The sequence below is a fragment of the Pseudanabaena minima str. Chao 2107 genome (genome assembly GCF_051131155.1).
Lineage (GTDB): Bacteria > Cyanobacteriota > Cyanobacteriia > Pseudanabaenales > Pseudanabaenaceae > Pseudanabaena > Pseudanabaena minima.
Window position 1 is genome coordinate 1,055,903 of sequence record NZ_CP159508.1, and the last position, 24,703, is coordinate 1,080,605.

25 protein-coding genes are annotated in these 24,703 nt (G+C 42.1%); 14 read left to right on the forward strand and 11 right to left on the reverse strand.

All coding sequences use genetic code 11. The features are described 5' to 3' along the window. Positions 1–18: 18 nt before the first annotated feature. From ABM313_RS04545 to ABM313_RS04595, 11 genes are all read left to right on the forward strand, one after another. The gene (locus ABM313_RS04545; protein ID WP_434686502.1) at positions 19–1,371 is read left to right on the forward strand and encodes a leucine-rich repeat domain-containing protein; all 1,353 of its coding nucleotides are present in this window, start codon (positions 19–21) and stop codon (positions 1,369–1,371) included. Between the two features lie 66 nt (positions 1,372–1,437). Continuing rightward, a protein-coding gene (locus ABM313_RS04550; protein WP_434683792.1) for an IS630 family transposase occupies positions 1,438–2,591 on the forward strand; the annotation gives its coding sequence in 2 pieces (ribosomal slippage) (positions 1,438–1,879 and positions 1,879–2,591; 1,155 coding nt in all). Between the two features lie 103 nt (positions 2,592–2,694). After that, the gene (locus ABM313_RS04555) at positions 2,695–3,261 is read left to right on the forward strand and encodes a hypothetical protein (protein ID WP_434686503.1); all 567 of its coding nucleotides are present in this window, start codon (positions 2,695–2,697) and stop codon (positions 3,259–3,261) included. A 33-nt stretch (positions 3,262–3,294) separates the two neighbouring features. After that, positions 3,295–3,765 carry a DUF6636 domain-containing protein gene (locus ABM313_RS04560; RefSeq protein WP_434686504.1) on the forward strand — a complete coding sequence of 157 codons (471 nt, stop codon included), beginning with the start codon at positions 3,295–3,297 and terminating at the stop codon, positions 3,763–3,765. Between the two features lie 127 nt (positions 3,766–3,892). Next, on the forward strand, positions 3,893–4,219 hold the full coding sequence (locus tag ABM313_RS04565) for an SH3 domain-containing protein (protein WP_434686505.1): 327 nt from the start codon (positions 3,893–3,895) through the stop codon (positions 4,217–4,219). A gap of 137 nt (positions 4,220–4,356) precedes the next feature. Continuing rightward, entirely contained in the window at positions 4,357–4,752 is a 396-nt protein-coding gene (locus tag ABM313_RS04570; protein WP_434686506.1) for a hypothetical protein, read from the forward strand. Between the two features lie 76 nt (positions 4,753–4,828). Then, positions 4,829–5,974 (forward strand): hypothetical protein, encoded by a 1,146-nt coding sequence (locus ABM313_RS04575; RefSeq protein WP_434686507.1) that lies wholly within the window; start codon positions 4,829–4,831, stop codon positions 5,972–5,974. Positions 5,975–6,083: 109 nt separating this feature from the next. Beyond that, entirely contained in the window at positions 6,084–6,620 is a 537-nt protein-coding gene (locus ABM313_RS04580; protein WP_434686508.1) for a hypothetical protein, read from the forward strand. A gap of 45 nt (positions 6,621–6,665) precedes the next feature. Continuing rightward, positions 6,666–7,271 carry a hypothetical protein gene (locus ABM313_RS04585; RefSeq protein ID WP_434686509.1) on the forward strand — a complete coding sequence of 202 codons (606 nt, stop codon included), beginning with the start codon at positions 6,666–6,668 and terminating at the stop codon, positions 7,269–7,271. A 215-nt stretch (positions 7,272–7,486) separates the two neighbouring features. Continuing rightward, positions 7,487–8,428, forward strand: a complete 942-nt coding sequence (locus tag ABM313_RS04590; protein ID WP_434686510.1) for a hypothetical protein — start codon at positions 7,487–7,489, stop codon at positions 8,426–8,428. A 148-nt stretch (positions 8,429–8,576) separates the two neighbouring features. Then, positions 8,577–10,178 (forward strand): NAD(P)/FAD-dependent oxidoreductase, encoded by a 1,602-nt coding sequence (locus tag ABM313_RS04595; protein WP_434686511.1) that lies wholly within the window; start codon positions 8,577–8,579, stop codon positions 10,176–10,178. Between the two features lie 196 nt (positions 10,179–10,374). Here ABM313_RS04595 and ABM313_RS04600 read toward each other — a convergent pair whose 3' ends face one another. The 3 genes from ABM313_RS04600 to ABM313_RS04610 are packed head-to-tail and all read right to left on the reverse strand — an operon-like array spanning position 10,375 to position 12,431. Further along, positions 10,375–11,019 (reverse strand): class I SAM-dependent methyltransferase, encoded by a 645-nt coding sequence (locus tag ABM313_RS04600; RefSeq protein WP_434686512.1) that lies wholly within the window; start codon positions 11,017–11,019, stop codon positions 10,375–10,377. Continuing rightward, on the reverse strand, positions 11,006–11,773 hold the full coding sequence (locus tag ABM313_RS04605) for a DUF4386 domain-containing protein (RefSeq protein WP_434686513.1): 768 nt from the start codon (positions 11,771–11,773) through the stop codon (positions 11,006–11,008). The genes ABM313_RS04600 and ABM313_RS04605 overlap by 14 nt, the downstream gene beginning before the upstream one ends. A gap of 37 nt (positions 11,774–11,810) precedes the next feature. Continuing rightward, positions 11,811–12,431, reverse strand: coding sequence for a hypothetical protein (locus ABM313_RS04610; RefSeq protein ID WP_434686514.1), 621 nt, complete (start codon positions 12,429–12,431; stop codon positions 11,811–11,813). Between the two features lie 82 nt (positions 12,432–12,513). Here ABM313_RS04610 and ABM313_RS04615 point away from each other — a divergent pair, with 82 nt between their 5' ends. Further along, on the forward strand, positions 12,514–13,563 hold the full coding sequence (locus tag ABM313_RS04615) for an AraC family transcriptional regulator (protein ID WP_434686515.1): 1,050 nt from the start codon (positions 12,514–12,516) through the stop codon (positions 13,561–13,563). A gap of 49 nt (positions 13,564–13,612) precedes the next feature. Then, positions 13,613–17,521, forward strand: a complete 3,909-nt coding sequence (gene cobN, locus ABM313_RS04620) for a cobaltochelatase subunit CobN (protein ID WP_434688361.1) — start codon at positions 13,613–13,615, stop codon at positions 17,519–17,521. A 33-nt stretch (positions 17,522–17,554) separates the two neighbouring features. Here the strand turns inward: cobN and ABM313_RS04625 are convergent, their stop codons facing one another. The 8 genes from ABM313_RS04625 to ABM313_RS04660 form a co-directional block, all read right to left on the reverse strand. After that, complete coding sequence (locus ABM313_RS04625) at positions 17,555–17,962, reverse strand: putative toxin-antitoxin system toxin component, PIN family (RefSeq protein WP_434686516.1); 408 nt, start codon at positions 17,960–17,962, stop codon at positions 17,555–17,557. Next, the gene (locus ABM313_RS04630; RefSeq protein ID WP_434686517.1) at positions 17,955–18,170 is read right to left on the reverse strand and encodes a hypothetical protein; all 216 of its coding nucleotides are present in this window, start codon (positions 18,168–18,170) and stop codon (positions 17,955–17,957) included. The genes ABM313_RS04625 and ABM313_RS04630 overlap by 8 nt, the downstream gene beginning before the upstream one ends. Before the next feature lie 25 nt (positions 18,171–18,195). After that, positions 18,196–20,121, reverse strand: a complete 1,926-nt coding sequence (locus tag ABM313_RS04635; protein WP_434686518.1) for an AAA family ATPase — start codon at positions 20,119–20,121, stop codon at positions 18,196–18,198. Between the two features lie 12 nt (positions 20,122–20,133). Next, positions 20,134–20,469, reverse strand: coding sequence for an endoribonuclease MazF (gene mazF / locus ABM313_RS04640; protein ID WP_434686519.1), 336 nt, complete (start codon positions 20,467–20,469; stop codon positions 20,134–20,136). Beyond that, positions 20,463–20,705, reverse strand: a complete 243-nt coding sequence (locus tag ABM313_RS04645; protein ID WP_434686520.1) for an AbrB/MazE/SpoVT family DNA-binding domain-containing protein — start codon at positions 20,703–20,705, stop codon at positions 20,463–20,465. Before ABM313_RS04645 ends, mazF begins: the two co-directional genes overlap by 7 nt. A 41-nt stretch (positions 20,706–20,746) precedes the next feature. Continuing rightward, a complete protein-coding gene (locus tag ABM313_RS04650) occupies positions 20,747–20,869 on the reverse strand; it encodes a hypothetical protein (RefSeq protein WP_434686521.1) in 123 nt (40 codons plus the stop codon). A gap of 9 nt (positions 20,870–20,878) precedes the next feature. Further along, positions 20,879–22,678 (reverse strand): aspartate--tRNA ligase, encoded by a 1,800-nt coding sequence (gene aspS / locus ABM313_RS04655; protein ID WP_434688362.1) that lies wholly within the window; start codon positions 22,676–22,678, stop codon positions 20,879–20,881. A gap of 118 nt (positions 22,679–22,796) precedes the next feature. Then, positions 22,797–23,603, reverse strand: coding sequence for a pentapeptide repeat-containing protein (locus ABM313_RS04660; RefSeq protein ID WP_434686522.1), 807 nt, complete (start codon positions 23,601–23,603; stop codon positions 22,797–22,799). Between the two features lie 78 nt (positions 23,604–23,681). Between ABM313_RS04660 and ABM313_RS04665 the strand changes: the two genes are divergently transcribed. Continuing rightward, positions 23,682–24,638 (forward strand): ABC transporter ATP-binding protein, encoded by a 957-nt coding sequence (locus tag ABM313_RS04665; protein WP_434686523.1) that lies wholly within the window; start codon positions 23,682–23,684, stop codon positions 24,636–24,638. Positions 24,639–24,703 lie beyond the last annotated feature (65 nt).

Here is a 24,703-nt window from a genome sequence, read left to right on the forward strand (position 1 = left end):
ACTCAATAAAGTATAAAGATGCGTACATTCCCTCTGTCAGTTTTGTCAACTGTCGCCTTCATTGCTTCATTCCCCGTTCTCACTGCTGAAGCCTCTCCCAAAACCTTCGAGCAATGGTGTCAACAAAAAGATTCTCTGCCTGCTGCTAAAAAGAATACTGTTGAAGCTCTACTGAAACAGGCTGAGACTCAAGACTGTAAGGCTGCTAGTCAGAAGTTGAACAGTCTTGATGAGCTATGGCTTTCTAACGAAGAGATTACAGATGTAGAACCTCTTGCCAATTTGACAAAGCTTACTAAACTGAGTTTATTCGGCAATAAAGTCGAAGATATCTCTCCCTTAGCAAAACTGACTTTGTTGAGTGATCTCAATCTAACTGGCAATGAGATTAAAGATATCCGACCTCTTTCCAACTTGACAAAGCTCACCAAACTGGGTTTATTCAACAATAAAGTTGAAGATATCGCTCCTTTGGCAAAACTGACTTTATTGAGTGAACTCGATCTAGGCTTCAATGAGATTAAAGACATTAGACTTCTTGCTAACTTGACAAAGCTCACCAAACTGGGTTTATTCAGTAGTAAAGTCGAAGACATCGCTCCTTTGGCAAAACTGACTTTATTGAGTGAACTCGATCTAGGCTTCAATGAGATTAAAGACATTAGACTTCTTGCTAACTTGACAAAGCTCACCAAACTGGGTTTATTCAGTAGTAAAGTCGAAGACATCGCTCCTTTGGCAAAACTGACTTTGTTGAGTAATCTCGATCTAGGCGGCAATGCGATCAAAGACATTCGACCTCTTGCCAACTTGACAAAGCTCACCAAACTGGGGCTACTCAACAATCAAGTCAAAGACATCGCTCCTTTGGCAAAACTGACTTTGTTGAGTGATCTCGATATATCTGGCAATGAGATCAAAGACATTAGACTTCTTGCTAATTTTACGAAGCTCACTAAACTGAGTTTATCCAACAACAAAATCGAAGACATCACTCCTTTATCAAAACTGACTTCTTTAACCGATCTTGATTTAAGTAGAAATCAGGTCAAAGATATTAGACTTATCGCTGGACTAAAAAATCTGGAATCACTCTCAATTGCTAGGCTGAACATCAGCGATATTAAACCACTTTCTACCTTGACTAACTTGTTAATTCTTCAATTGCATGACAATCAGATCACCGATGTTACACCAATTGCGAATTTGACTAAGTTGTCTTCTTTGGACTTATCTGGAAATCCCGTCAAGAGTCTCAAGCCTCTATCTAATCTGAAATCCTTAGAAATTCTCAATCTATCTAAATCTCGATTCAAACCAGCAGATTGTCCCTTGCAGCCTGCTTCGATCTGCCAGTTTGTTGATGACTAGCTAGATTTGTAGTGGACTGTTTCATCTAAAATAGTGCAATAGATATTGGTTTGGAGAGCCCTAATCATGGGAAGAGGAAGGCGAGATAAAGTCTATTTAACAGTAGAGGATAGAGAAAACTTAGAACAAATTAGTCGAAATGGCTATGCACCTGCAAAAAAGATCTTGCACGCCAGAATTTTACTGATGTGTGATGAAGGAAAATACAGCAAGAGAACATGGACTGATGAAGAAATAGCAGAAGCATTGCAGGTGCATAGAAACACCGTAGGTCGAATTCGCCAAAGATTTCTGCAAAAAGGTGAAAAACCTGCACTAGAGAGACAATTAAGGAAAACGCCCCCCACACCGCCCAAGGTCGATGGCTCTAGCGAAGCCCACATAATTGCTCTGTGTTGTGCAGACCCACCAGAAGGACGTGCTGAGTGGACAATCAGACTATTAACGTCAGAACTCAAGCAAAGACAAGTTATTACCGAAATTTCCGCATCAACGGTGTGGCGTACTCTAAAAAAAACGAATTACGACCTTGGAAAACCCAGAGATTTTGTATTCCCGAAAGAGATTTAGCAAGATTTGTGGCAGAAATGGAAGTCGTCCTTGACTTGTATAGCACGGAGCCATGCGAAGAAGAACCGTTGATTGCAATGGATGAAGCATCAAAGCAACTACTCGGAGAGGTTTATCCACCAATAGCGATGCAACCTGGACAAGATAAAAAAGAAGACTACCACTATGAGCGTGAAGGTGTTCAAGCCCTATTCATGTTTGTTGACCCTCATCGAGGATGGAGACGGGTGAGTAGCCGAGATAGTCGAACAAGGATAGATTGGGCTGAGGAAATACGTCAATTGTTGGATGAGGACTATCCGAATGCACGAAAAGTAAAGCTACTCAGTGATAATCTGAATACCCATAATATAGCTTCGCTGTATGAAGCATTTCCTGCACCAGAAGCTCATCGTTTAGCAAGAAGACTAGAAATTTATCATACGCCGCGTAATGGTAGTTGGTTGAATGTAGCCGAAACCGAATTGAGTGTCTTATCAAAACAATGTTTAGATAGACGGATTCCTAGCAAGGACAAACTCAAAGAGGAGATAGACGCTTGGCAAAAGTCTCGAAATCAGAATGCATCCAAAGTAATATGGAGGTTTTCGACAAGCGATGCCAGAGTCAAACTGAAACATCTTTATCCAGTATTTGAGCAAGAAGAATAACCGTATCTATTGCACTATTTTAGATGAAACAGTCCAGTAGGATGCGTTAATGAAGCGTAACGTATCTTCCTTTTTATCCTCAATTCTAAATATTAATAGAACCATGCTCATCTCCAAAATCAAGCTATTTGGATTAATAGCTCTTGGCTATTCACTGATTTCCTTGGGACAGGCTCAGGCAGCAACCAGACCTAGCGACACATCCAAAGTGATCGCTCAGTCAACTATCGCATCCAATTCAACAACTTCCTTCCTTCCATCGGGCAAACTTAAGCAGCAATCGGAACTAACTCCAGAACAATCACGGAAGATGCGATCGAGAAGTCCCTATGGATACGCGATCATTACCTATTGGATTAATGGCGATCGCTTCTTGAAACAAGAACAATTTGATAGCGCGATCGCCCAGTTCCGCAAAGCCGCCGATGCTTCCAATGTTTTCAAACGCACAGATATTCCAGCCGCGCAAAATTTGCGATTGAAACAATGTGCGATCGCTGGTTCTGAGGCGAGATTGCAAGGGGCGATCGCCGCACGGGACTTCTATAAAAAGAATTACCGCAGACAATCGGCTGGCGATGAAGCATTAGCAGTCTATCAAAGAGTCTTTAACTCCTCCTATGAACAAGCGGAGGCAAAAAATCCGCAAGTTGCATCAGGTTGTCCCTAATCACCACTTCTTGAAAATACAACTTTCTCAACAATGACCAAAATTAGTATTTCCTGTTTGTCAGTTTTAGCAACTGTTACATCCCTGCTTTTCTCCATAAATTTCCAAGCGGAAGCATTGCCCCAAAATGCCCCTGCGATCGCCCAGTCATCAGAGGATTCTTTTAGCAGTAACGGTTTCATCATGCCTAGTAAAAATATTTACTGCGTAATCTATGGCGATCGCCTGCGTTGTGAGATTGTCAGCCAATTGAAACCGATGCCACCAGAGCCAGCATCCTGTGGTTTGGATTGGGGCGGTGGCTTATCTTTACCCAAAGTTGGTAAGCCAGAGGTAAATTGTGTTGGCGATACCATCTATTCACCAAACTACAAAACCTTGGCGTATGGCAAGACTTGGAGCAAAGGCGGCTTTGTCTGCAAATCTCGCAGCAATGGGCTGACCTGTACCAATCCTAAAGGCAACGGCTTCTTTTTAAATCGCGAAGAATGGAAGATTTTTTAAGTAAATCTTTGTCTGTCATTGTTTAGGACTTACGCAATGGGTAGGTGTGGCGCGGTCTTCGCCCGCGCCACACCTACCCCAAGCCTAACTAGTATCAAGATAAATACATAAAACCAAGTCCAAATCTATGAAATTAACTAAAATTCTGTCAGCAATCATTGTCCCTCTCATCTCGTTTGCACCTAATTTTACGGCGATCGCCAATGCTCAGAGCGATACTCCGAGAGCTTTTCGAGGACGTTGCGTTGCTGAAATTCTTGGTCAAGAAAAGGGATCACGGGTAAATATGCGCTCTGCTCCTGGAGTTGATTCTGAGATCGTTGGCTATGTCTTAGTGGGACAACGAGTAGCCCAACTGTATTACAGCATTAGCGGGTATTCACCCATCGTGCAGAAAAGTGACAGGGAAGGGGTGTCTTGGGATTATGTGGAGTACCTTGCCCAGTCAAACTAGAGGCTGGATTGCGTCGTATTTACTTGATCAGACATGCGCTAGTGCGAAACACCCTTTTTATGACATGCGCTAGCGCGAAACACCCTTTTGATCAAACTTAACACTCAAATTCTCAACCTTCTCAAACAATAATCACTATGATCTTCTCCAAATTCAAACTATTCGGTTTACTTGCTACTCTTGCTGTTCCCTTTGCTGCTCAAGCTTCTGTCGAAACAGCGATCGCCCAATCTCAGGATGATTCAACAAAAACAATAGTGGCACAGCAAACCGCAGAACCTTTCCACTCTGGAATGAGACAAGGCATTATGTACAGCGTTTACATACATGAAAAGCAAGACTTAGGTGGCAATCGTTGGCGCTTTCGTACTAGGGCTGAGTACAGCCAAGGAAAGGACTACTACAGTCCGTGGCGCACGGCAGACTGTAATGAATCTTCAATCGATGGCAAAATCATTCCTGCGATCGCTAGATACGGCGCTGAAGAAGGTGAGGCAAGTCTGATACGTGCTATTTGCGAATTACCAAGGTGATTTTCAGGCGAAAAATTTAGTAACACTGATCACGCGGTATTAACAAATAATTTCTTGCCATTCTCAAAAAAACAATATGACATTCTTAAAAACCAAACTCTTCGGTTTTCTTGCCCTTAGCTGCTCACTAATTTCCTGTGGACAGCCTCAAGCAAATGCACCCACTGCCACATCTAATGCAACACCTATTGCCACATCTAGCGCGATCGCCCAAACAACCACTGCCCCCCCAACCCCAATTGCTGAAAAAACACCAGAAGCGGCGGCGAATGGTCATAGTCTAGTTAATTCTTTTAAGGGAAAGCTTGATTCTCTTGGTATCAAAATTGCGCTTCCCACCTATGTCCCGCAAGGGTTTTGGATTGCGGCGGTCAGAACTGAACCCTGCCGTCAGGGAGACACGGTTGATGCTAACGGGGTTTGCCGCTTTGGTCCCGAATATACAGTGATATATCGCAATTCCCAAGATCATTGCTTTACGGTTGAGGCGACTGGCGGCGGTCTGGGTGGTCCTAGTAGTCGCTATACCCGTGCTGTTAGGAGCAAGATTTTTGACAAGGTGGATGTCATGATTGGCACTGGTAATGACCAACCGATAACAGATGCGATCGCTAATACTCCTCAAGAATTACGGACTGATTACGCAGGTAATTCGCCTTTTTACGCCGTGAGAACTATCAAAAGCCAAGCCGCTAGTTGGATTGATGCCGCGATTATTTGTAGTGACGCGGTTCACATGACTCCCAATGAGTTTATCAAAATTGTGGAGTCCCTAGATTGGCTACCACAATCAACATCTTCGGTGTCTTCATCGCCTTCTCAAGAAGAAGTTGAAGAAAACGCACAAAGGCAGTTTGAGAAGATTTCTAAGCAGTCTTGCGATCTCCAGACCAAAGATGAAAAATCCGTTCGTTATATGATCTGCTCTGTGCAGGGAATTAATAATCAACCTAGAGTCATCTCAGCATCGTCCTCACTTATTGAAGCGGGTGATGGCATTAGCTATTGGTTTGCCGAAGATGGCGCAGTGGTGGCTATTCGCTTTTTTCACACAGGTGAGATCTTTCTTTTTTCTGGCGATCGCCTAGTCGCTGAACTAACCATGAGCAGTCAGGCGTTCCAAAGGAGAAGCGCTAAACAAGGGTTTACAAATGAACAACGCAATAGACTAGAGGATTTGGCAAAAAATAGAGGTATAGATATTATCTCTAGGTTTAAGTAGGATATTTGGAACAAATTAACTAATTTAGTTTCAAATAGCTGTAATTAGCCTAAAAGCAATTTTTTCTCGCATTCCCTACCAATTTATCCAAATCTACCTAGTTTACACAATGAAAATCTCTCAACTTTTAGCAATTCCTTTACTCGCTGCCCTTGCTATTCCACTTGCTGCTCAAGCTTCTATCGAAACTTCCCAATCTCAAGTATCTACAACAAAATCACTTGTAGCCCAGCAGTCTACAGATACCAATGCTGAAGCTTTGCTTGAAGAAATTACCGAACTCCAAAAGCGACCCTGTGATGGCTACAACAGGACGGTCACAAAGGGAGTTAATACGTACAACATTTGTGGCAGTCGTGCTGGTGGACGTGGATCTTCACCACAACTCTCTGCTGCATCACAGTCTAGTAATGTTGTTGAGGCTAGTGTCCTCTATACTTACCACTACAACGGCAAAGTGGCGGCGATTACCTATTTTGAAGGCGATGGTTTTAGCACACTCGCTTTTGATCGGAGGGGAAAGTTGCAAGCAGAATTAACTAATAGCAGTTCCTCTTTGCGAACTACCTTTACTAAAACAGAACGCGATCGCCTCGAAAAACTTGCTAGGGAAGGTGGAACGAATATTCTCTCTAAATTCAAATAAATGTGCCTTCGTTTCATCTTCCATCAACATCATCACAAATCACCCATGAAAAACGCTATCTGTCTCTCCTTAGCTGTCAGCCTTACTAGCCTGCTCCCCGCAGCTTTTCCTGCCCATGCCCAGAGTGGTCACAACCTCCTCAGTGCTAGTCAAAAAGCATCCCTCAAATCCCTCGGTATCAAGGTCGCTATTCCCAAGTATGTGCCTCAAGGCTTTCGAGTCGCAGCGATCAGAACTGAGCCATGTCGTGCTGGCGATCAAAGAGATGCGAATGGAGTTTGTCGTTTTGGACCTGACTATACGGTGTTATATCGCAATTCTCAAAATCACTGTTTTGTAGTCCGTGCGACTGGCGGTGGTATTGGTGGTCCTAGTGGTCAATACACCCGTGCTGTCGATACCAACCTTTTGGGCAAGGTGGATGTTAATGTTGGCATAGGTATGGGTGAGCCGATTACAGAAGCGATCGCCAATACTCCCCAAGCAAATCTCTGGACTTTTCCCGCAGGTAACTCACCCTTTTACGCGGTGGCAACCCGTCAAGGCAGAGGCGATCAAATTGACTCCACTGCTACCTGTAGCACAAGAGCCCATATGACTCCCAATAAGTTTATAAAAATTGTGCAATCCCTAGAATGGCTACCACAATAAATACCTCTGGTATAGCGGTTTTCAAGCGAGTGCATACTCATTTGAAAACCAAAAAACAATCACAATAAGAGTTTTAAGTTTTCATTTTGCCTACGGCAAAATGAAAACTCCTATATCTTCAACCTTTTCTCAAGAAGAACTGGAAGAAAATGGTAGTTTGACAAGAGGCATCTAGAAAAATCAACCAATTACTACACAACAGAAAAACCTAAAACATGAAATTCATCCCCATCAGTATAATTTCTGCTTCGCTTCTATTGGGCGCTCCCTTGACAGTTCAAGCCAATACCAATAAGGCTGAATCTTTGCACAAAGCCTTTGAGGAGATTGACAAACAGTCTTGTGACGATCGCAAATCAGTCGTTGAGAAAAGCTTGGTATATAGTGCTTGTACTGCCAATGTAGGAGGTCGCGATCAATTTAGGTTTATTTCTGTATCATCAAGTATTGTTGAAACTGGGGATGGAATTGGCTATTGGTATTACCCCAATGGGAAGGTGGTGGCAATTCGCTTTTTCCATACCGATGAGCTATTTATGTTTGATGGTGACGGCAAGCTGCAAGCGGAATTAATCCGCGCCCAAAAGGTGATGGTCAATGGTCAAGAGCAGTTTCAAAATCGCTCCATCCGCACTAATTTTGATCAAGAGGAACGCGATCGCCTCGAAAAACTTGCTAAAGGTGGCGGAGAGGATATTCTCTCTAAATTCAGATCTAAATCTAAACAGATGGCTCCTAAAACAGTCGGTACAGCCAATCTATGTAACAAAGCCATCAGACAAGGCACTATCCGTTTAGAATCCATTCCCAATGTGACAATAGTGACACGCAATACTAAATTTGCTCCACTGCTCAGCCCTTATCCAAATGTCGAAGCTGGACTTAATCGCCGCTACACATTTGCTCTGAGTGGTAGCGGAGTTGCGAATGTATGGAAAGCGCCTGAAATGAGGCTTGAGATTGCACGGCAGATTATCAACAGTTGCGCTGGTGTAGCTGCGGTTACTTTTGCACGTAATGGCACGGGTGAATCTGGGACTGTAGGACTGTTTCCTGATGGCTCAATTAAGCCATTTGCCTGCGCTGGAGACTTTGATCCGCGCACTCGCAAGAGAATACCACCCATAACTTGGGGACGGCAGGCTTGCGATATCTAATTCTCTCCCCAAGGAAAGCGATCGCTTTCCTTGGGGAGGTTTAGTTTTTTAGCTATAGCAAAGCAACAGATATCAGAAAAAGTCACGCTTTGCGTGGCTTTTTCTTCGGAGCTTAGTATAGTTATAGAGCTTACAAATTTTATTGACCATGTTACGAATTACCGAAATTAAGCTTCCACTCGATCATCCTGAAGATGCTCTGAAATTAGCAATTCTCAAAAAGCTGCAAATTAAGCCTGAAGAATTAACTAGTTATTCTATTTTTAAGCGCAGTTATGATGCTCGTAAGAAGACAGATATTTATTTGGTTTATATCGTTGATGTCGAAACTACTTTAGAGAAGCAATTAAGCGATCGCTTGTCTAAAGATCCTCATGTTAAGCCCACACCTGACATGAGCTATAAGTATATAGCCAAGGCTCCCAATAGTTTAAAAACTCGCCCAATTGTAATTGGGATGGGACCAGCAGGGATGTTTGCTGGGCTAATGTTGGCGCAAATGGGATTTCGACCCATTATCTTAGAAAGAGGTAAAGCAGTACGCGATCGCACGGCGGATACCTTTAACTTTTGGAAGGGAAGAACCGAATTTAATCCTGAATCTAATGCTCAATTTGGTGAAGGCGGTGCAGGCACTTTCTCCGATGGGAAACTCTACAGCCAAGTCAAAGATCCGCAACATTATGGGCGTAAAGTTCTTACTGAATTTGTAAATGCAGGTGCATCTCCTGAAATTCTCTACATCAATAAACCCCATATTGGCACGCTTAAACTAGTCGGCATCGTTCAAAGTTTTCGTGCTCAAATTCAAGCTCTCGGTGGGGAAATTCGCTTTCAAAGTCGAGTGGAAGATATTGACATTCAAGACGGTAAAGCGAGAGGTGTCACCCTTGCTAATGGTGAATATATTGCTAGTAATCATATCGTTCTTGCTGTTGGTCATAGCGCCCGTGACACCTTCCAAATGCTCTACGATCGCGGCGTATATATTGAAGCCAAGCCTTTCTCGATTGGTTTTCGGATTGAACATCCACAAACTCTGATCGATCAAGCGAGATTTGGCAATTACGCAGGAAATAAAATTTTAGGTGCTGCTGATTATAAGTTAGTTCACCATTGTCAGAATGGACGTTCTGTTTATAGCTTCTGTATGTGTCCTGGGGGACTAGTTGTGGCGGCAACTTCTGAGGTTGGGCGGGTAGTTACGAATGGCATGAGTCAATATTCGCGTAATGAGCGGAATGCCAATAGCGGAATCGTGGTGGGAATTACGCCCGACGATTATCCAGAGCATCCCCTTGCTGGCATTGATTTTCAGCGTCGCCTCGAATCTCGCGCCTTTGAGCTTGGTGGTGGAACCTATGCTGCTCCAGCCCAACTTGTGGGTGATTTTCTTGCCAACCGTCCTTCTCAAGATCTTGGTAAAGTTCATCCTTCCTATGCACCTAATGTGAATTTATGCGATTTGAGTGAAAGTTTGCCTGACTATGCGATCGCTGCAATTCGTGAGGCTTTACCTGCTTTTAACAAACAAATCAAAGGTTTTGCGATGGAAGATGCGATGCTTACGGGTGTGGAAACGCGCACTTCTTCACCGATTCGGATTAAACGTAATGAGAAATATCAGAGTCTCAATGTGGAAGGGCTTTTTCCTGCAGGAGAGGGCGCTGGCTATGCAGGCGGGATTCTCTCGGCAGGGATTGATGGGATTAAAGTCGCTGAGGCTGTAGCGTTGAGTATGAAAGGCTGAAACCTCAACGCATATGTCCTAGTCAATACAAGTCGCTGTCATCTGGACTGTTTTGCCGCAGCTCTAAAGGGCTTTGGTACTTTAAGTCTTATGCAGGCGAAGAGGATCACTTCCAGTTAACGAGTATTAACTTTGAAGGTAAATTTGCATCTCTGTATGAAGATGTGGCTTTTTAGACGAAATGGTGGCTTATAAACTAAGACTTCAGCGCAGCAGTTGCAATCGTACAAAAGAATTCTTGGTGGCGATCGCTGTATCCTGTAATGGTAGTGACATTTACAAATCCAGCCATTTTTAAGGCTGCCTCTATCTCTGAAACTTCATAGCCAATGAAACCATGGTCGGCAAACTTTTGCTTTTCCAAAAAATCTTTAGAATTGTAACTGAGTAATAATTCGCCATCATCAGCTAAAACTCTGAAGCATTCACGGAAAACCTTACTAAGCTCTGTCCAAAAATAAATGGTGTTGACTGAGCAGATTTTGTTGACATATCTATCTGCAAAAGGTAATTGCATCGCATCGGCTAAATAGAGTTCTATTTCACTTTTATTGATTTGAGTGCGAAATTTATGCTCACAGAGATCTAAGGCATCCTGTGATTGCTCAACGCCCGCAATTAGCTGGGGCAGAGCGGTATTGGCAATTTTCTCGATTAAGTAGCCGCCACCAAAGCCAATTTCAAGAACGCGATCATCTGCTTGTAAGTTGAGATGTTGCAAAACAAGATCGTTCATCATGGCATTGTTACTATTGAGAAACCTGATCAATAATTTGCCAAACCAGCCCTTAGGAAAGCCAAGTTGACTAGCCAAAAAAGCACGAAATTTATTGATGATCATTGTTTTTTGTTGGTTTGGGATTTGCGAATTTATCAAGATGTTCAAGCTTTGCAGGAGATACCAACAGTAACGAGAACCCCACAATCAACAGCCATATTTCCCAAAGTATAAAGCCAATCGGTGTTAACTCAATCGCGAGAATAGATGGTATTGCAGTGGCGAGAAGTTCGGTTTGTCCAATCAATAACATTGGCGTTGTCATCATTCCGTACCAAGCAACCCAACGCTTAAAGATTGGCGATCGCAACATGGCAATTCCTACACCAATTGTCCAGCCAATTAGAAGAGTTTGTCCTAAATGTTCACCAATCACAACCCCGCCATACTGATGTACTGCTTGATAAACAACTTTTACCGCTTCGCGAGTAGCTACACTTGAGACTGAATCGACATACAAATTTGCCAGTAACGGAACCACAAATACCCAACGCATTAAACCCACTGCCTGAAGTACGCCTGAAAGACATCCCATCGCCGTAGCGATCGCTAAATAAGGTGAACCTTGGCGATCAATAATCTTATGTAGCAGAATACTAGCAGGGATGAATAATAGAGCCGACAAACCAAAGGTAAACCACGTCAAAATTAGTTGTAACCCACCAGCATGAAACTTAGTCAGGACATCACCAATTGGTTTACGCAAAATGTCGTCATATTCAAAAATTTGTGTTAAGCGAATGTATGGAACATTTAAAAATATAACCAATAGAACCAAGAAGATTCCTGTATAACGAACAAAATGTAAACGATTCATTGTTAATCCTTATCAATTTTATCTATCTACACAAAAGTTAGAAGCTATAACCAATACCAAGCAAAAGCCCCATATCTGCCTTGCGATCGCTTGGTAAACCAACATTCAACTGCACAGTTCCCGTGATATTTCTGGATAGCGGTACATCCACTCCACCTGTGACGTGGGGAGCAATTTTTAACCCATCTTCATTTCTAAGCATCACACCACCACCGATAAAAGGCGATAAAACAATCTGCTGAGAAGTTGCATCACGGATGGGAAAGTCAACTGTAAGATTCGAGGAAGAAGATGAAATTCCAGTTCCAAAAATCACTGTGTTATTGTGCATAGACAAGTTGTCAGTAAAGATTGTTTTAGAGAAAAGTGAAAACCCACTAGTGCCTAATGCTGAGGTGTTGCCACTTATCCCAATTGAACCACCAACACCAATATAACCACGCTGGCGAATGGCTTCTGTTGTAAGCTTTCTCAGTTCTGATTCTTTTGAATCAGATTGTGAAATTTTATTTACTGGTGATTGGGAAAAAGTTTGAGATTGAGATTCTTGAACAAGGAAAATGCTACCTGTCAAAATCGTAGAAACAATTAATAATGAAATTTTTTTAGGTTGAATATATTTGTAAATCATGGGTTTGCGTGAGGTGGTAATTTCCATTGCTGTTAAATTAAAGCTAAGACTTTTTGCTAAAATCCAACATGACGTAACACGCCAGAAAATTGACTTTTGATGCCAAGTTATGGGAAAAGTAATTTCCGATCCAAGTCAAGAAAACCATCAAGAGGCGAAATTTTCAGTAGCGATCGCTCGTGATATTTTGCAGTATGTCGCAGCGCAAGGGGTCGATTTGCAAGATATTTACCGTTCAACCAAGATTGAATCAGCTTGGCTAGAAGACCCTGATCGCCAAATCTCAGGAGAATTGCTCAAGCATTTGTGGCGAGAAGCGATTATCAAAACAGGCGATCGCGATCTTGGTTTGCATATTGGGGAAGCTTTTGACTTGCCAGCGATCGGGCTTCTTGGCTATGTTTTACTGAATTGCAAACACTATGGACAGGTTCTCGAAAAACTATCGCAATACACTCGTCTTTTTAGTCAGGGCATAGCCATTCATCATCATATTTTGGATGGTTTCGTATGTTGCGACTGCAAAATTGTTGGAGGGGTCAAAAATTATCTCCTAGATGAGCCGAGACATCCTATTGAAAGCACATTTTCAGCCTTGTATAAAGCCACTCAAAAGCTTACAGGGAAAAGCTTACAACTTCATGATGTTTGGTTTCAACATAATGCTCCATCAGATTGTTCTGAACATGAGCGCATTTTCCAAAGTCAAGTGAAATTTTCGCAATCAATTAACAGAATGATTTTTTCAGCAGATGTCCTTAATTGGGAAGTGCGATCGGCTAATGCAAACTTGCTTTCAATGTTTGAAAGCCATGCAAGCAAAATGCTCACAAATCTATCTAAAGATTCCAAATTCAGTCATAAAGTGATCAAAATAATTGTTCAGAATTTGCATGGGGAAGCGCCGCCAATTGAGATGATCGCGCATACCTTGATGCTTAGTGTGCGACAACTTCAGAGAGAACTACAAATTGAGAACACATCCTATCAACAAATTCTTGATGATACTCGCAAGGAAATAGCCTTAAAACATATTCAAAACGAGCAAACTTCAATTCACGATTTGGCTTTTTTATTAGGATTCTCCGAGCCAAGTGCCTTTTATCGCGCTTTTAAAAGATGGACAGGACAGACTCCTCGTAGTTATCGCTCCGCTTAAATGAAAGCTACTATAATGATTGAGCCGACTATTGCCATTTGGATCGCTAATGCATCGTATTGCCACTATTTCAGGAGGCTGGAACCAGTCCACCGACAGCGTTATTTTTGTTGATCAGCAACCTGCACCGATTGTGATCATCACGGCTGCGGATACGGATATTCAAACCCTTGCGGCGGCTACGGCAAACTTACCTGAAGATTTTCCACAGATTAGGGTGGTGAATGTCTTGCAATTGCAGCAACAAATCGCGATCGATACCTATGCTGAGGAGGTTTTGGCGATCGCTAAGGTAATTATTGTGCGCTTAATTGGGGGACAGTCTTACTGGAGCTATGGCTTAGAAGTGGTTAAGGAAACCGTAGCAAATACGGGCGCAGTATTGATTGTGTTACCAGGGGATGAGCGTCCAGATCCGAGCTTAACAAGCCATTCCACAACTTCGCTAACTTTGGTGAATCAGGCTTGGCAATATTTCATCGAAGCAGGGGTTAGTAATTATCAGAATTTATTGAAGTTTATTGCGAAAGAATTTTTAGATATTGCATCAGAATATGAACTTCCGCAATCAGTGCCTCGGATTGGGATATTTGATTCCCCACAACTCCCCTTGAGACAGGGGGGAGAATTTTTTTCTTCCCCCTTTTTAAGGGGGATTGAGGGGGATCTCGGACTAGTGGCGATTCTTTTTTATCGCGCTCATTACTTGTCGGGAAATACGGGAGCGATCGCTGCTTTATGTGAATCATTGCGAGAACGTAAGCTCAAACCTTTACCCATTTATGTTTCATCCTTAAAGGAGCCTGATGTACAAGCAGAGTTAATTCGCTATTGCTTGCCTGAATCTGGTCAAAAAGTTGATGTGATTTTGAATACGACTAGCTTCTCTTTGGCAAGTTTAAAAACGGATACGCCGCAAGTTGATCTTTGGGAAGCTTTGAACGTGCCTGTATTTCAGGTGATTTTTAGTGGTGGACTGAAGAAAACTTGGGCAAATGGTACACAGGGACTAAATCCTCGCGATATGGCGATGAATGTGGTCTTGCCTGAAGTCGATGGCAGGATTATTACGAGGGCAGTTTCCTTTAAAGCGATGCAGGGACAGAATCTCGCTTTGCAAACTGAGGTGTTGACCTATGAACCTGTGCGATCGCGGATTAATTTTGTAGCAGATCTGGCGGCGAAATGGATACAGCTAAAGCATACGGATGTAGGCGATCGCAAAATTGCGCTGATTCTTGCCAATTATCCTAACCGTGATGGCAGATTAGCCAATGGAGTCGGTTTAGATACGCCCGCCAGTTGTTTAGAGATTCTCAAGGCTCTGCGAAGTTCAGGCTATAGCGTTGGTGAGATTCCTGAAACTAGCGATGAATTGATGAAGCTTTTAACTACTGGTGTAACCAACGATCTCGAATCCTTTGGAATGCGTCAGATTAATCAATCTTTAGCGTTAGAAGATTATCAAAACTATTTCCAGAGTTTGCCTGAACCCGTGCAAAATGGAATTCAGACAAGATGGAATCAGCCGAAGTGCGATAAAGAATTTGCGATCGCTGGTATGCAGTTCGGCAATATTTTTGTCGGTATTCAGCCATCACGGGGCTACGATCTCGATCCTACGCTCAATTATCACGCCCCTGATTTAGAGCCAACCCATGACTATATGGCTTTCTATCATTGGGTGCGCGACAAGTTTAACGCCCATGCGATCGCCCATATCGGCAAACATGGCAATCTCGAATGGCTCCCCGGTAAGAGCGTGGCTCTATCGGAAAATTGCTATCCTGAAGCTGCCTTTGGTGCGATGCCCCATTTCTATCCTTTTATTGTTAACGATCCAGGGGAAGGCTCTCAGGCAAAAAGGCGATCGCAAGCAGTCATTCTCGATCATCTCACTCCACCCATGACTCGTGCTGAGTTGTATGGTGGTTTGCAGCAATTGGAAGGCTTGATTGACGAATATTACGAAGCGGAAACTCTCGATCCTTCACGTTTGGGCATGATTCGCGATCGCCTCATCGAAACCATCAAACAGGAAAATCTCTATCATGATTTAGGAATTTCCCTAGATCGTTTGGAGGATTCGCTAAATACAATTCTCACGACAGCCGATGGTTATCTTTGTGAAATTAAGGAGGCGCAAATTCGCGATGGTTTACATATTTTCGGGCAATGCCCAGAAGGTCGGCAGTTAAGGGATTTGGTAGTAGCGATCGCCCGTAATCCGACAGCTAATCGTTTGGGACTGACAAGGGCGATCGCGCAGGATTGGGGTTTAGATTTTGATCCGTTGACTGCGGATTTAGGCGAGTTACTTGTAGCAAATTCGCATCCATGTCTAGCAAATTGTCGGATTATTGGCGATGCAGTGGAAGTTATAGAGGAATACGCGGCGGAGTTGGTAGCAGAAATCTTTGAAGAGATCCCCCCTACCCCCCTTGCAAAGGGGGGCGAGCTTCCAATCAAAGAGATTTATGCTAGTAGCAAAAAGTCTGAAGTCCCCCTTTATAAGGGGGATTTAGGGGGATCTTTTAGAGATTTAAAAATTGAAGAGATTCCCTCTATCCCCCTTGCAAAGGGAGGTGAGACTGTAAAAGAATTAACATGGATTCGCGATCGCCTTCTCCCATCTCTCTACAAAACTAAGCAAGAAATCACAAATCTCCTGCGCGGACTCAATGGCGAATATGTGCCTAGTGGCGCGTCAGGTGCACCGACAAGGGGCAGACCTGAAGTATTACCCACAGGACGGAATTTCTATTCGGTGGATATTAGGGCAGTACCAACGGAAACCGCTTGGGATATTGGGCGCAAGGCTGCGGATGTGTTGATTGAAACCTATACGCAAGAGCATGGTGAATATCCGCAAACCTTGGGGCTATCGATTTGGGGAACTTCCACCATGCGAACGGGTGGTGATGATCTTGCGGAAGCGCTGGCTTTATTGGGAGTACAACCTGTTTGGGATGGTGTATCGCGGCGCGTGATTGATTTTGAGATTTTGCCTTTATCAATCCTCGGTCGTCCTCGTGTGGATGTGACCTTAAGGATTTCAGGATTCTTTCGAGATGCGTTCCCAAATCTGATCGATTTATTTGATAGTGCGGTGAATGCGGTTGCGAATCTTGATGAATCTGCCGAACAGAATCCCTTAGCGGCAAAAGTTCAAGCAGAATCCGCACAGTGGCAAAGAGAAGGATTAACTGTAGAACAAGCCCAAGAGCGATCGCGTTATCGAGTGTTCGGCTCTAAACCAAGTGCCTATGGTGCGGGGTTGCAGGGTTTAATCGAGTCACAAAACTGGGAAAACGAGCAGGATTTAGCCCGTGCCTATATCAATTGGAGCGCCTACGCCTACACCAGCAAATCTGAGGGCAAATCTGCTCCTGAAGCCTTTAATCAACGCCTCGGCAATATGCAAATTGTGCTGCAAAATCAGGACAATCGAGAGCATGACATTCTCGATTCCGATGATTATTACCAGTTTCAGGGTGGTATGACAGCGGCAATCAAATCCATATCTGGCAATGCTCCAGAGGTGTACTTTGGCGATAATTCACGCATGGCTCAGCCCAAGGTTCGCAAATTGAGCGAAGAGATTGCGCGAGTTTATCGATCGCGTGTTGTTAATCCCAAATGGATAGCAGGAGCAATGCGTCACGGCTATAAGGGAGCCTTTGAGATGTCGGCAACGCTTGATTATCTGTTTGCCTATGATGCTACGACTAACTGCGTTTCCGACTTCATGTATGAGGGTGTTGCGGAGGCATATATTTTTAATCCTGAAGTCCAGAATTTTATTAAATCCAGCAATCCTTGGGCGTTGCGAGATATGTCAGAACGTTTGCTGGAAGCGAATCAGCGTGGGATGTGGCAAGATGTGACTGCGGATATGTTGGATCGCTTAAAGGCGATCGCTAATGATGCCGAAGGTGCGATCGAATCTCAGACCTAACTGTCTATAGCTAACTTTGCGATCGCCAATTCACTACAAACTCAAATAATCTGATACAGAAATAATTGCAATATCTTGAAACGGATTTAGTACAAGCAAATCTTGATCGCCAGTGATGATGTAATTTGCATTCCCATTGACAGCTAGTTCTAAGAACTTATCATCTTTGCGATCGCGACAAGCTGTAATTTTTTGAACGATTTGCACATTTTCTACAATTGCTAAAAAGTCATTGAGAAATTCATTACGCAATTTTTTTGATGAATATCTATCGAACTTAGGACGATTAAAAATGTCTGTAAGTTCTCCAAGAATTTCATTAGACATGAGAATTTGTCCAGTAATAGATGCTTTGTCAAGGGCTTGTCTTGGGGTAGATCCCTTAAACAGAGCAGCGCTTAAAATTACATTAGAGTCAAGGACTATCCTGATTTTACTCATCGATGATTGCCTGTAAAATCTCTGGAGTTAATCCATTCGCTACAGCCTCATCACTCAGTCTATCCATTGTGTTTTGTAATTTACTGATTTTCAATGCTTGTCTCATCCATTGATTGAGCCATGCTTGAATCTGTTGTTGTTGTTCTGGTTGTGAAGATTGAAATGCTTGGGCAATGTCTTCATCTATTTGAATAGCGATTGTTTTCATGTTTTTTATCCTCATTTATTTAATTTTAAGAATTCTTGTTTTGAGTGATTATATGGTCAAAAACTTTCTCGCAGAGAATTTTAATTTTGGGATAGTTGTTTAACGACCATTTAGTATCTTGCATAAATTTGACGGCATCATCACAGAATGTACCTTTTGCTTTGATGGTTCCAGATTTTTCAGCAAAAACTGGCTTCTCTAGTGGCTGTGGTAAAAGGCTATCAAGATACTTTCCTAAAGGAATCTTAGGCTTTGAATATTTTTTATGTTCGATAGAATTTATATCTACTTGATGTTTCTCAAACTTATTGGCAACTATTTCTCTTAGTATTTCAACTGGTAGAAGGTTCTCAATTTCCTTTACTTCAAGAAGATAAAACCTTTCGCCTAGCATGTTGGTATAAACTTGCTTGCGATCGCCTTTTGTGGCTACATCACCATCGGCTATAAGAAAGGCATGGGCGCAAACATAACTAGCTTTAATCTCTTTTGTTTCTTTTTCATCTGGATCAAAACTCCAATGGGTTAAATTTGCACCTTGATATTCTACAAATGAGTAATGGTAATCTTCTTTGAGTTTAATTAACTGCCTATATTTTTCAGGATCGCCATGCTCTAACTCATCAATATATTTTTTCATATAAGCTTTGAGATATAGTCGATCTGTTTTACCTTCAACCCAAATTGTTGCGTTGGTAATAAAGACAGATGAGTTTCTTACTCCTAAGTCAAGTAGTATCTGTCTATCGCTTGGTGAGGATGGACGAATATGAAACTGTGGTTGAGTACCTTCGTGTTTAGAGAAATGGAATACTGAGATATTGGCAAAGTCAATTGTCATATCTAGAAAATGATTGGAATGTGAAGTGATAAAATATTGATGCTGATCAAATTTTGATAATACTTCTAAGAATGAGCGTTGCAATGATGGATGCATAAACATATCAGGTTCTTCTATAAAGAAAAGACATCTTTCTTTTTCTGTAAAAATATTAAATGTACAGATAATTAGATTTTGTAAGCCATCACCTAATTCATAAATAGGATATTGAGGCTCCTCACCAATTTTGATGTGGACTACCTTGGGGCTTTTCTCTTTTGGTATTAATGTAACTGGTTTACTTTCAAAAAAATTAGCTGACAAAAAAGCTTCAAATTCTTTAACTAGTTTTCTCTCTTCAGGTTCACCAAGTAATTTTTCTTTGAGACTTTGATATAACTCAAGTCCCGTAAATATTTGCATCTTATCAGTGAGCGAATCACTACTTCTAAAATAGTCCCATTTTGTTCTGTCCCCATAGAAGTTTTTATGTTGATCATCAACATCCAAAGGACGCATTCCTCGAAGTATAGGTATATAGTATCTTTTTTCACTTCCTAAACTTAAATTAGCATCAATGTCATCTAAGTATCTTCTATATTTAATCCCAATATCACGAAGTTTATTTCCTGTATTTATAACGCTTTCAGGAAAGCCTCCAACTGTATTGGTAGGTCTAGCTCCTTGATAACTAGCTATGCTATAAGCTCCTTGTTTAAATTCACGATTAGCTAAATTTTCTAGTTTTTCTTTTAATATGTTATACGTTGAATTATCAGCAGAGATAAATTGTTTATGTTCAGAATCAAAAGATAAAAATATCCCTGTAATATAATCTGAATTAAATTCTAAGACTGATGTAACTGGAAATGAAAAAACTTCTCTAAACTCTTTATCTAATCTATCGATTAATTCCCAAAAATCATTCTCTTTGTAAATGTTTGTATTATAGGAAAATTCCTGAAGAGAAAATAAAGCTCGAAGAAGTCTGCTCTTACCAGTGTTATTTGCCCCTATAAAAATATTTACTAAAGATAATGGTGAAATCGAATTAGGATAACCAATTCGATATTTTAAAAATAGCTCTTCTGAAGGTAAAAGTATTTCAGCATATCTAATTTTTTCTGCCATATAGTTTAAGTACTAGGTTAATAACGTCTCAACTTTGCCAATAACTTCATTAATAATATTTTCTGAAGCTTTCTCAATAAAATCAACCCTTCTCGCTTGCCAATCTAAACTCTTAATCTGATCCGCAAGAATCACTCCCTTAGTCTTAGTGTCCGTGAGTAGAACCTCAAACTTCCATCCCTTAGTTTTAGTAGTAATTGGACACAGCAAAGCCAAATTTGACCTTTGATTATAGGCGATCGGTGAAATCACAAAAGCAGGACGATGCCCAGATTGTTCATGTCCAGCCTGTGGATCGAAATCTAGCCAGACAATATCACCACGATCAGGGATGTATAGATTTACCATGCTTCATTCCCAACAGCCACACCCGTAGAAACTTCTGCATGGAGATGCTCGGAAGTCATCCCATCCAGCAATTCCTCCAGAGTATATTTTTTACGTCGATGCGGTGTCAAAACAATCTTGCCATCAACAATCTCAATATTGATTTCGCTTCCAGCTTGAATTTGCACCTGTTCAGCTATAGCTTGAGGAATGCGTACAGCTAAACTATTACCCCACTTAGCGATCGCGGCAGTCATAAAAATCACCGTCAATGTATCTATATTGTATCTACATTAGCTTAATTTACGATCTTTTGGTTTCTTTGAAGCGATCGCCTCGCTAATTCGTGAAGATGGATATAGGCGATCGCAAATATCTCAAGATAGCGATCGCATAAACAAAGAAGGTGAGTAATGCTCACCTTCTTTGTTTATGCGTTAGTTTTAGCAGGAGGTAATGACAACTTAACATGTAGCTCTTTCAATTGCGAGTCATCCACACCTGATGGCGCATCGGTCAAGAGGTCGCGTGCTTGCTGAGTTTTCGGGAAGGCAATCACATCTCGAATTGAGTCTGCACCAGCAATCAACATCACTAAACGATCCAGTCCAAAAGCCAGACCACCATGAGGAGGAGTCCCGTATTCAAAGGCTTCCATTAGGAATCCAAACTTCTCCTTTGCCTGTTCATCGCTTAGCCCGATCGCCGCAAATACTTTCTCTTGGACTTCGCGCTTGTGAATCCGAATACTACCACCACCAATCTCTGTGCCATTGAGTACAAGGTCATAGGCTTGGGCGATCGTATTGACATCAATGGATTGACCATCAGCGATATCCTCAACACGAGGCGAGGTAAAGGGATGGTGCAGTGCCTCCAATCTTTTCTCATCAGCATTCCACTCAAACATCGGGAAGTCTGTGATCCAAACAAAATTGAGCTTGCTATGATCGATTAGTCCCAACTCATGACCGAGGGCTAAACGTAGACGATAGAGCGATTCATTGACGATCGCCTTTTCACCAGCACCAAACAATAGAATCGTGCCTGCGGTTGCGCCTGTTCGTTCTAGCAGTTCATTCTTAACTTCTTCGGTAAGGCTATCTTTGAGAGCGCCGATGGTATCGATTACACCACCTTCACGCACACGGATAAAGGCTAAGCCCTTTGCGCCATATTGGGCAACGAGATTGGATAAATCCCCACCTGGTTTGATGCGGGTATTAGAAATCGCTTCATCGCCACCGATGACAGGTAGCACTTTGATAATGCCACCATTGGCGACGGTGTTGGCAAATACTTTAAATCCTGAATTGGCAAACAAATCAGTGACATTGACTAATTCCATACCAAAGCGAGTATCAGGGCGATCGCAACCATAGCGATCCATAGAGTCGGCATAGGTGAGACGAGGGAAATCACCAAGTTCTACACCTTTAACGGTTTTGAAAATGTAGCGAATCAGGTTTTCATTTAGCTCAATGATTTCTTCTTGGGACATGAAACTCATTTCCATATCCAGTTGCGTAAATTCAGGCTGACGGTCAGCGCGAAGATCTTCATCGCGGAAACATCGAGCAATTTGATAGTAGCGATCGCATCCGCCCACCATCAGCAATTGCTTAAATAACTGAGGCGATTGTGGCAAAGCATACCATTGACCAGCATTCACACGGCTGGGTACGAGGTAATCCCGCGCTCCTTCAGGAGTAGAACGACAAAGGATTGGTGTTTCCACTTCCATAAAGCCATATTCATCTTCAAGGAAGCGGCGAATTGATTTGACAACTTCAAAGCGGAGTTTGAGATTATTGGCTAAGCGATCGCCACGCATATCGAGATAGCGATATTTCAGACGCAATTCTTCTTTAATCGTGTCAGCTTCCGAAATTAGGAAGGGTAACGGCTTGCTGACAGCATTCAATAATTCAATGGATTCTGCATAGATTTCGATTTCACCTGTGGCTAGTTTCGGATTAAGCGATTCGTCAGGACGCTTAGAAACTTTACCAATGATCCTGACCACATACTCATTTCGCATTTCACCTGCGAGGTCATAGGAGGCAGGAGTACGTTGGGGATCGCTGACGATTTGCAGGATTCCTGTGCGATCGCGCAAATCTAAAAAGATCACACCACCATGATCCCGTCTGCGATCGATCCAACCGCACAAGCTAACTGTTTGTCCGATATGTTCGGCATTGAGGTGACCGCAATAGTTGCTACGCATCATGATGTTATTGGCGAAACTTTAGATAAAAAAGTGAAAATTGTAATTTTGACCATTTACTATCATAGCTTGTAAAGGATTCAAAACTTAACAAAACTAAAGTTGGTGTTGCTAAGCACTATCTTTCGTTCTTTTGGAATTTTTTCAAAAACTTTTCTAGTTCATCCGTTTGGTAATTAGCATCATGAGGATATCTTTCTCGCTGTGGTTTCCAATATAAATAGTCACATTGAGAATTTGTAAATTGAGTATGCCCATCAAGCAACCATCCATCAATAAAGATACCTGTCAGCAAAGCGAAGGAAAAATCTGTATGCTCAATCAAAGCATGACTAAAATTGGCATCGGTTAAATTAGCCTTTTTGAAAGAAGTTCCAGTTCTATTCTGAATTGATGCGATCAACCACTTGTAAAGATAAAAAGTGATGACCGCCGAAATAATCATTGGTATTAAAAAAAAGAACGCCCCTGTAAAGCTGATGAAAGTAAACCCTAGCGTTAGTCCAGTCATCATTGCTAATAAAATACCAAGGCTTGCATCACCAAATAAATTAGTGATTTTAGCGAATTTTTCAAAAACAAGAGATTGTAACATCAGTAAAACAAAAGGAATAATACTGGCAAGAAAGCCACTTATTTTTCTGTAGCTATCTCCGAACCAGCCAAATAGAATGCTGTCAATCCCGACGATCACCAGACTAAAGGCAATCATAGCGATCGCGCCAATAATTACTGTGAGAATGGAAGTATTGATTTGTTTTTGAGTCTGCCCTGTAACAACACGCTCAAAATTTGTCCCAACTAAAATCGCCTTTGTAAAATCACATCCCCGCAAATCTGAACCACTAAAATCGGCTCCAGTCAGATCAAGCCCCACAAAAGATTGATCTTGCAAATTTTGGTTGTTATAGTTTGGTAGGTTCATACTTCAACTTGTGTAGGCAATATCTTCACAATTTGCTAAGGTGAAGGTTAACATAGCTGTAACTTTTAGATCAATCTCATGACAGCAGTACCGACGGTTCGCACTCACCGATTGACAAAACAGTTTGATAATCACGTTGCAGTCAATCATATCGATTTACAGATTGATCGCGGTGAAGTCTATGGACTGATTGGACCAAATGGCGCAGGTAAGACCACATTAATTCGGATGCTTGCGGCTGCCGAAGAACCCACCGCAGGTGAAATCTATATTAACGGGGCGCGTTTTTTGCGTGGTCAAAATAATCCTGAACTGAAGCGACAACTAGGATATTTGCCCGATGATTTTCCACTTTACGACGATCTAACCGTTTGGGATTATCTCGATTACTTTGCACGTTTGTACTTTTTACGAGATGCACAGCGATCGCAGAGATTGCATGAAGTGATCGAGCTAGTGGAGTTAGAACAGAAAAAGAATGAACTAATTGCCTCACTCTCAAGAGGGATGAAACAACGGCTCAGCCTTGCACGCAGCATCATTCACAATCCAACTTTGCTATTACTTGACGAGCCTGTATCAGGACTTGATCCCTTAGCGCGAGTACAGGTTCGCAATATTATCAAGTCTTTGCAACAACAAGGAATGACGATCCTGATTTCATCACATATCTTGAGCGATCTTGCAGAAATCTGCACATCAATTGGAATTATGGAGCTAGGTCGTTTAGTTGAAAGCTCGCGACTGCAAGCACTATACGATCGCAGTAACCAAGATCAACAACAGATTATGATCTCCACATTAGGCAAAATTAAAGATCTAGAAGCAGTTTTAAAACAGTCAGAATTAGTGCAGGAATTAGAAGTTCTAGCTGATGCTGCCATGATAAGAGTGAGGTTTGCAGGGAGTCTTGAAGACTGTGCAGCTTTACTCAAATCTCTAATTGAGGCAGGTATTCCCATTTCCAATTTTCATCGCACTCAGGAAACTCTAGAAAATATTTTCTTAAAACTAGGTTATAAACAAACCAGCTAATATAAACCAAAGCCCAAGAAGAGAGTGGCGGCGCTTCGCGCCTCCACCCACTTCTTGGGCTTTAT

Excerpts from the sequence above, each read along its gene's own strand:
- ABM313_RS04545 (WP_434686502.1), top strand. The coding sequence starts at position 19 with ATGCGTACATTCCCTCTGTCAGTTTTGTCAACTGTCGCCTTCATTGCT.
- ABM313_RS04555 (WP_434686503.1), top strand. The coding sequence starts at position 2,695 with ATGCTCATCTCCAAAATCAAGCTATTTGGATTAATAGCTCTTGGCTAT.
- ABM313_RS04560 (WP_434686504.1), top strand. The coding sequence starts at position 3,295 with ATGACCAAAATTAGTATTTCCTGTTTGTCAGTTTTAGCAACTGTTACA.
- ABM313_RS04565 (WP_434686505.1), top strand. The coding sequence starts at position 3,893 with ATGAAATTAACTAAAATTCTGTCAGCAATCATTGTCCCTCTCATCTCG.
- ABM313_RS04570 (WP_434686506.1), top strand. The coding sequence starts at position 4,357 with ATGATCTTCTCCAAATTCAAACTATTCGGTTTACTTGCTACTCTTGCT.
- ABM313_RS04575 (WP_434686507.1), top strand. The coding sequence starts at position 4,829 with ATGACATTCTTAAAAACCAAACTCTTCGGTTTTCTTGCCCTTAGCTGC.
- ABM313_RS04580 (WP_434686508.1), top strand. The coding sequence starts at position 6,084 with ATGAAAATCTCTCAACTTTTAGCAATTCCTTTACTCGCTGCCCTTGCT.
- ABM313_RS04585 (WP_434686509.1), top strand. The coding sequence starts at position 6,666 with ATGAAAAACGCTATCTGTCTCTCCTTAGCTGTCAGCCTTACTAGCCTG.
- ABM313_RS04590 (WP_434686510.1), top strand. The coding sequence starts at position 7,487 with ATGAAATTCATCCCCATCAGTATAATTTCTGCTTCGCTTCTATTGGGC.
- ABM313_RS04595 (WP_434686511.1), top strand. The coding sequence starts at position 8,577 with ATGTTACGAATTACCGAAATTAAGCTTCCACTCGATCATCCTGAAGAT.
- ABM313_RS04600 (WP_434686512.1), bottom strand. The coding sequence starts at position 11,019 with ATGATCATCAATAAATTTCGTGCTTTTTTGGCTAGTCAACTTGGCTTT.
- ABM313_RS04605 (WP_434686513.1), bottom strand. The coding sequence starts at position 11,773 with ATGAATCGTTTACATTTTGTTCGTTATACAGGAATCTTCTTGGTTCTA.
- ABM313_RS04610 (WP_434686514.1), bottom strand. The coding sequence starts at position 12,431 with ATGGAAATTACCACCTCACGCAAACCCATGATTTACAAATATATTCAA.
- ABM313_RS04615 (WP_434686515.1), top strand. The coding sequence starts at position 12,514 with ATGGGAAAAGTAATTTCCGATCCAAGTCAAGAAAACCATCAAGAGGCG.
- cobN (WP_434688361.1), top strand. The coding sequence starts at position 13,613 with ATGCATCGTATTGCCACTATTTCAGGAGGCTGGAACCAGTCCACCGAC.
- ABM313_RS04625 (WP_434686516.1), bottom strand. The coding sequence starts at position 17,962 with ATGAGTAAAATCAGGATAGTCCTTGACTCTAATGTAATTTTAAGCGCT.
- ABM313_RS04630 (WP_434686517.1), bottom strand. The coding sequence starts at position 18,170 with ATGAAAACAATCGCTATTCAAATAGATGAAGACATTGCCCAAGCATTT.
- ABM313_RS04635 (WP_434686518.1), bottom strand. The coding sequence starts at position 20,121 with ATGGCAGAAAAAATTAGATATGCTGAAATACTTTTACCTTCAGAAGAG.
- mazF (WP_434686519.1), bottom strand. The coding sequence starts at position 20,469 with ATGGTAAATCTATACATCCCTGATCGTGGTGATATTGTCTGGCTAGAT.
- ABM313_RS04645 (WP_434686520.1), bottom strand. The coding sequence starts at position 20,705 with ATGACTGCCGCGATCGCTAAGTGGGGTAATAGTTTAGCTGTACGCATT.
- aspS (WP_434688362.1), bottom strand. The coding sequence starts at position 22,678 with ATGCGTAGCAACTATTGCGGTCACCTCAATGCCGAACATATCGGACAA.
- ABM313_RS04660 (WP_434686522.1), bottom strand. The coding sequence starts at position 23,603 with ATGAACCTACCAAACTATAACAACCAAAATTTGCAAGATCAATCTTTT.
- ABM313_RS04665 (WP_434686523.1), top strand. The coding sequence starts at position 23,682 with ATGACAGCAGTACCGACGGTTCGCACTCACCGATTGACAAAACAGTTT.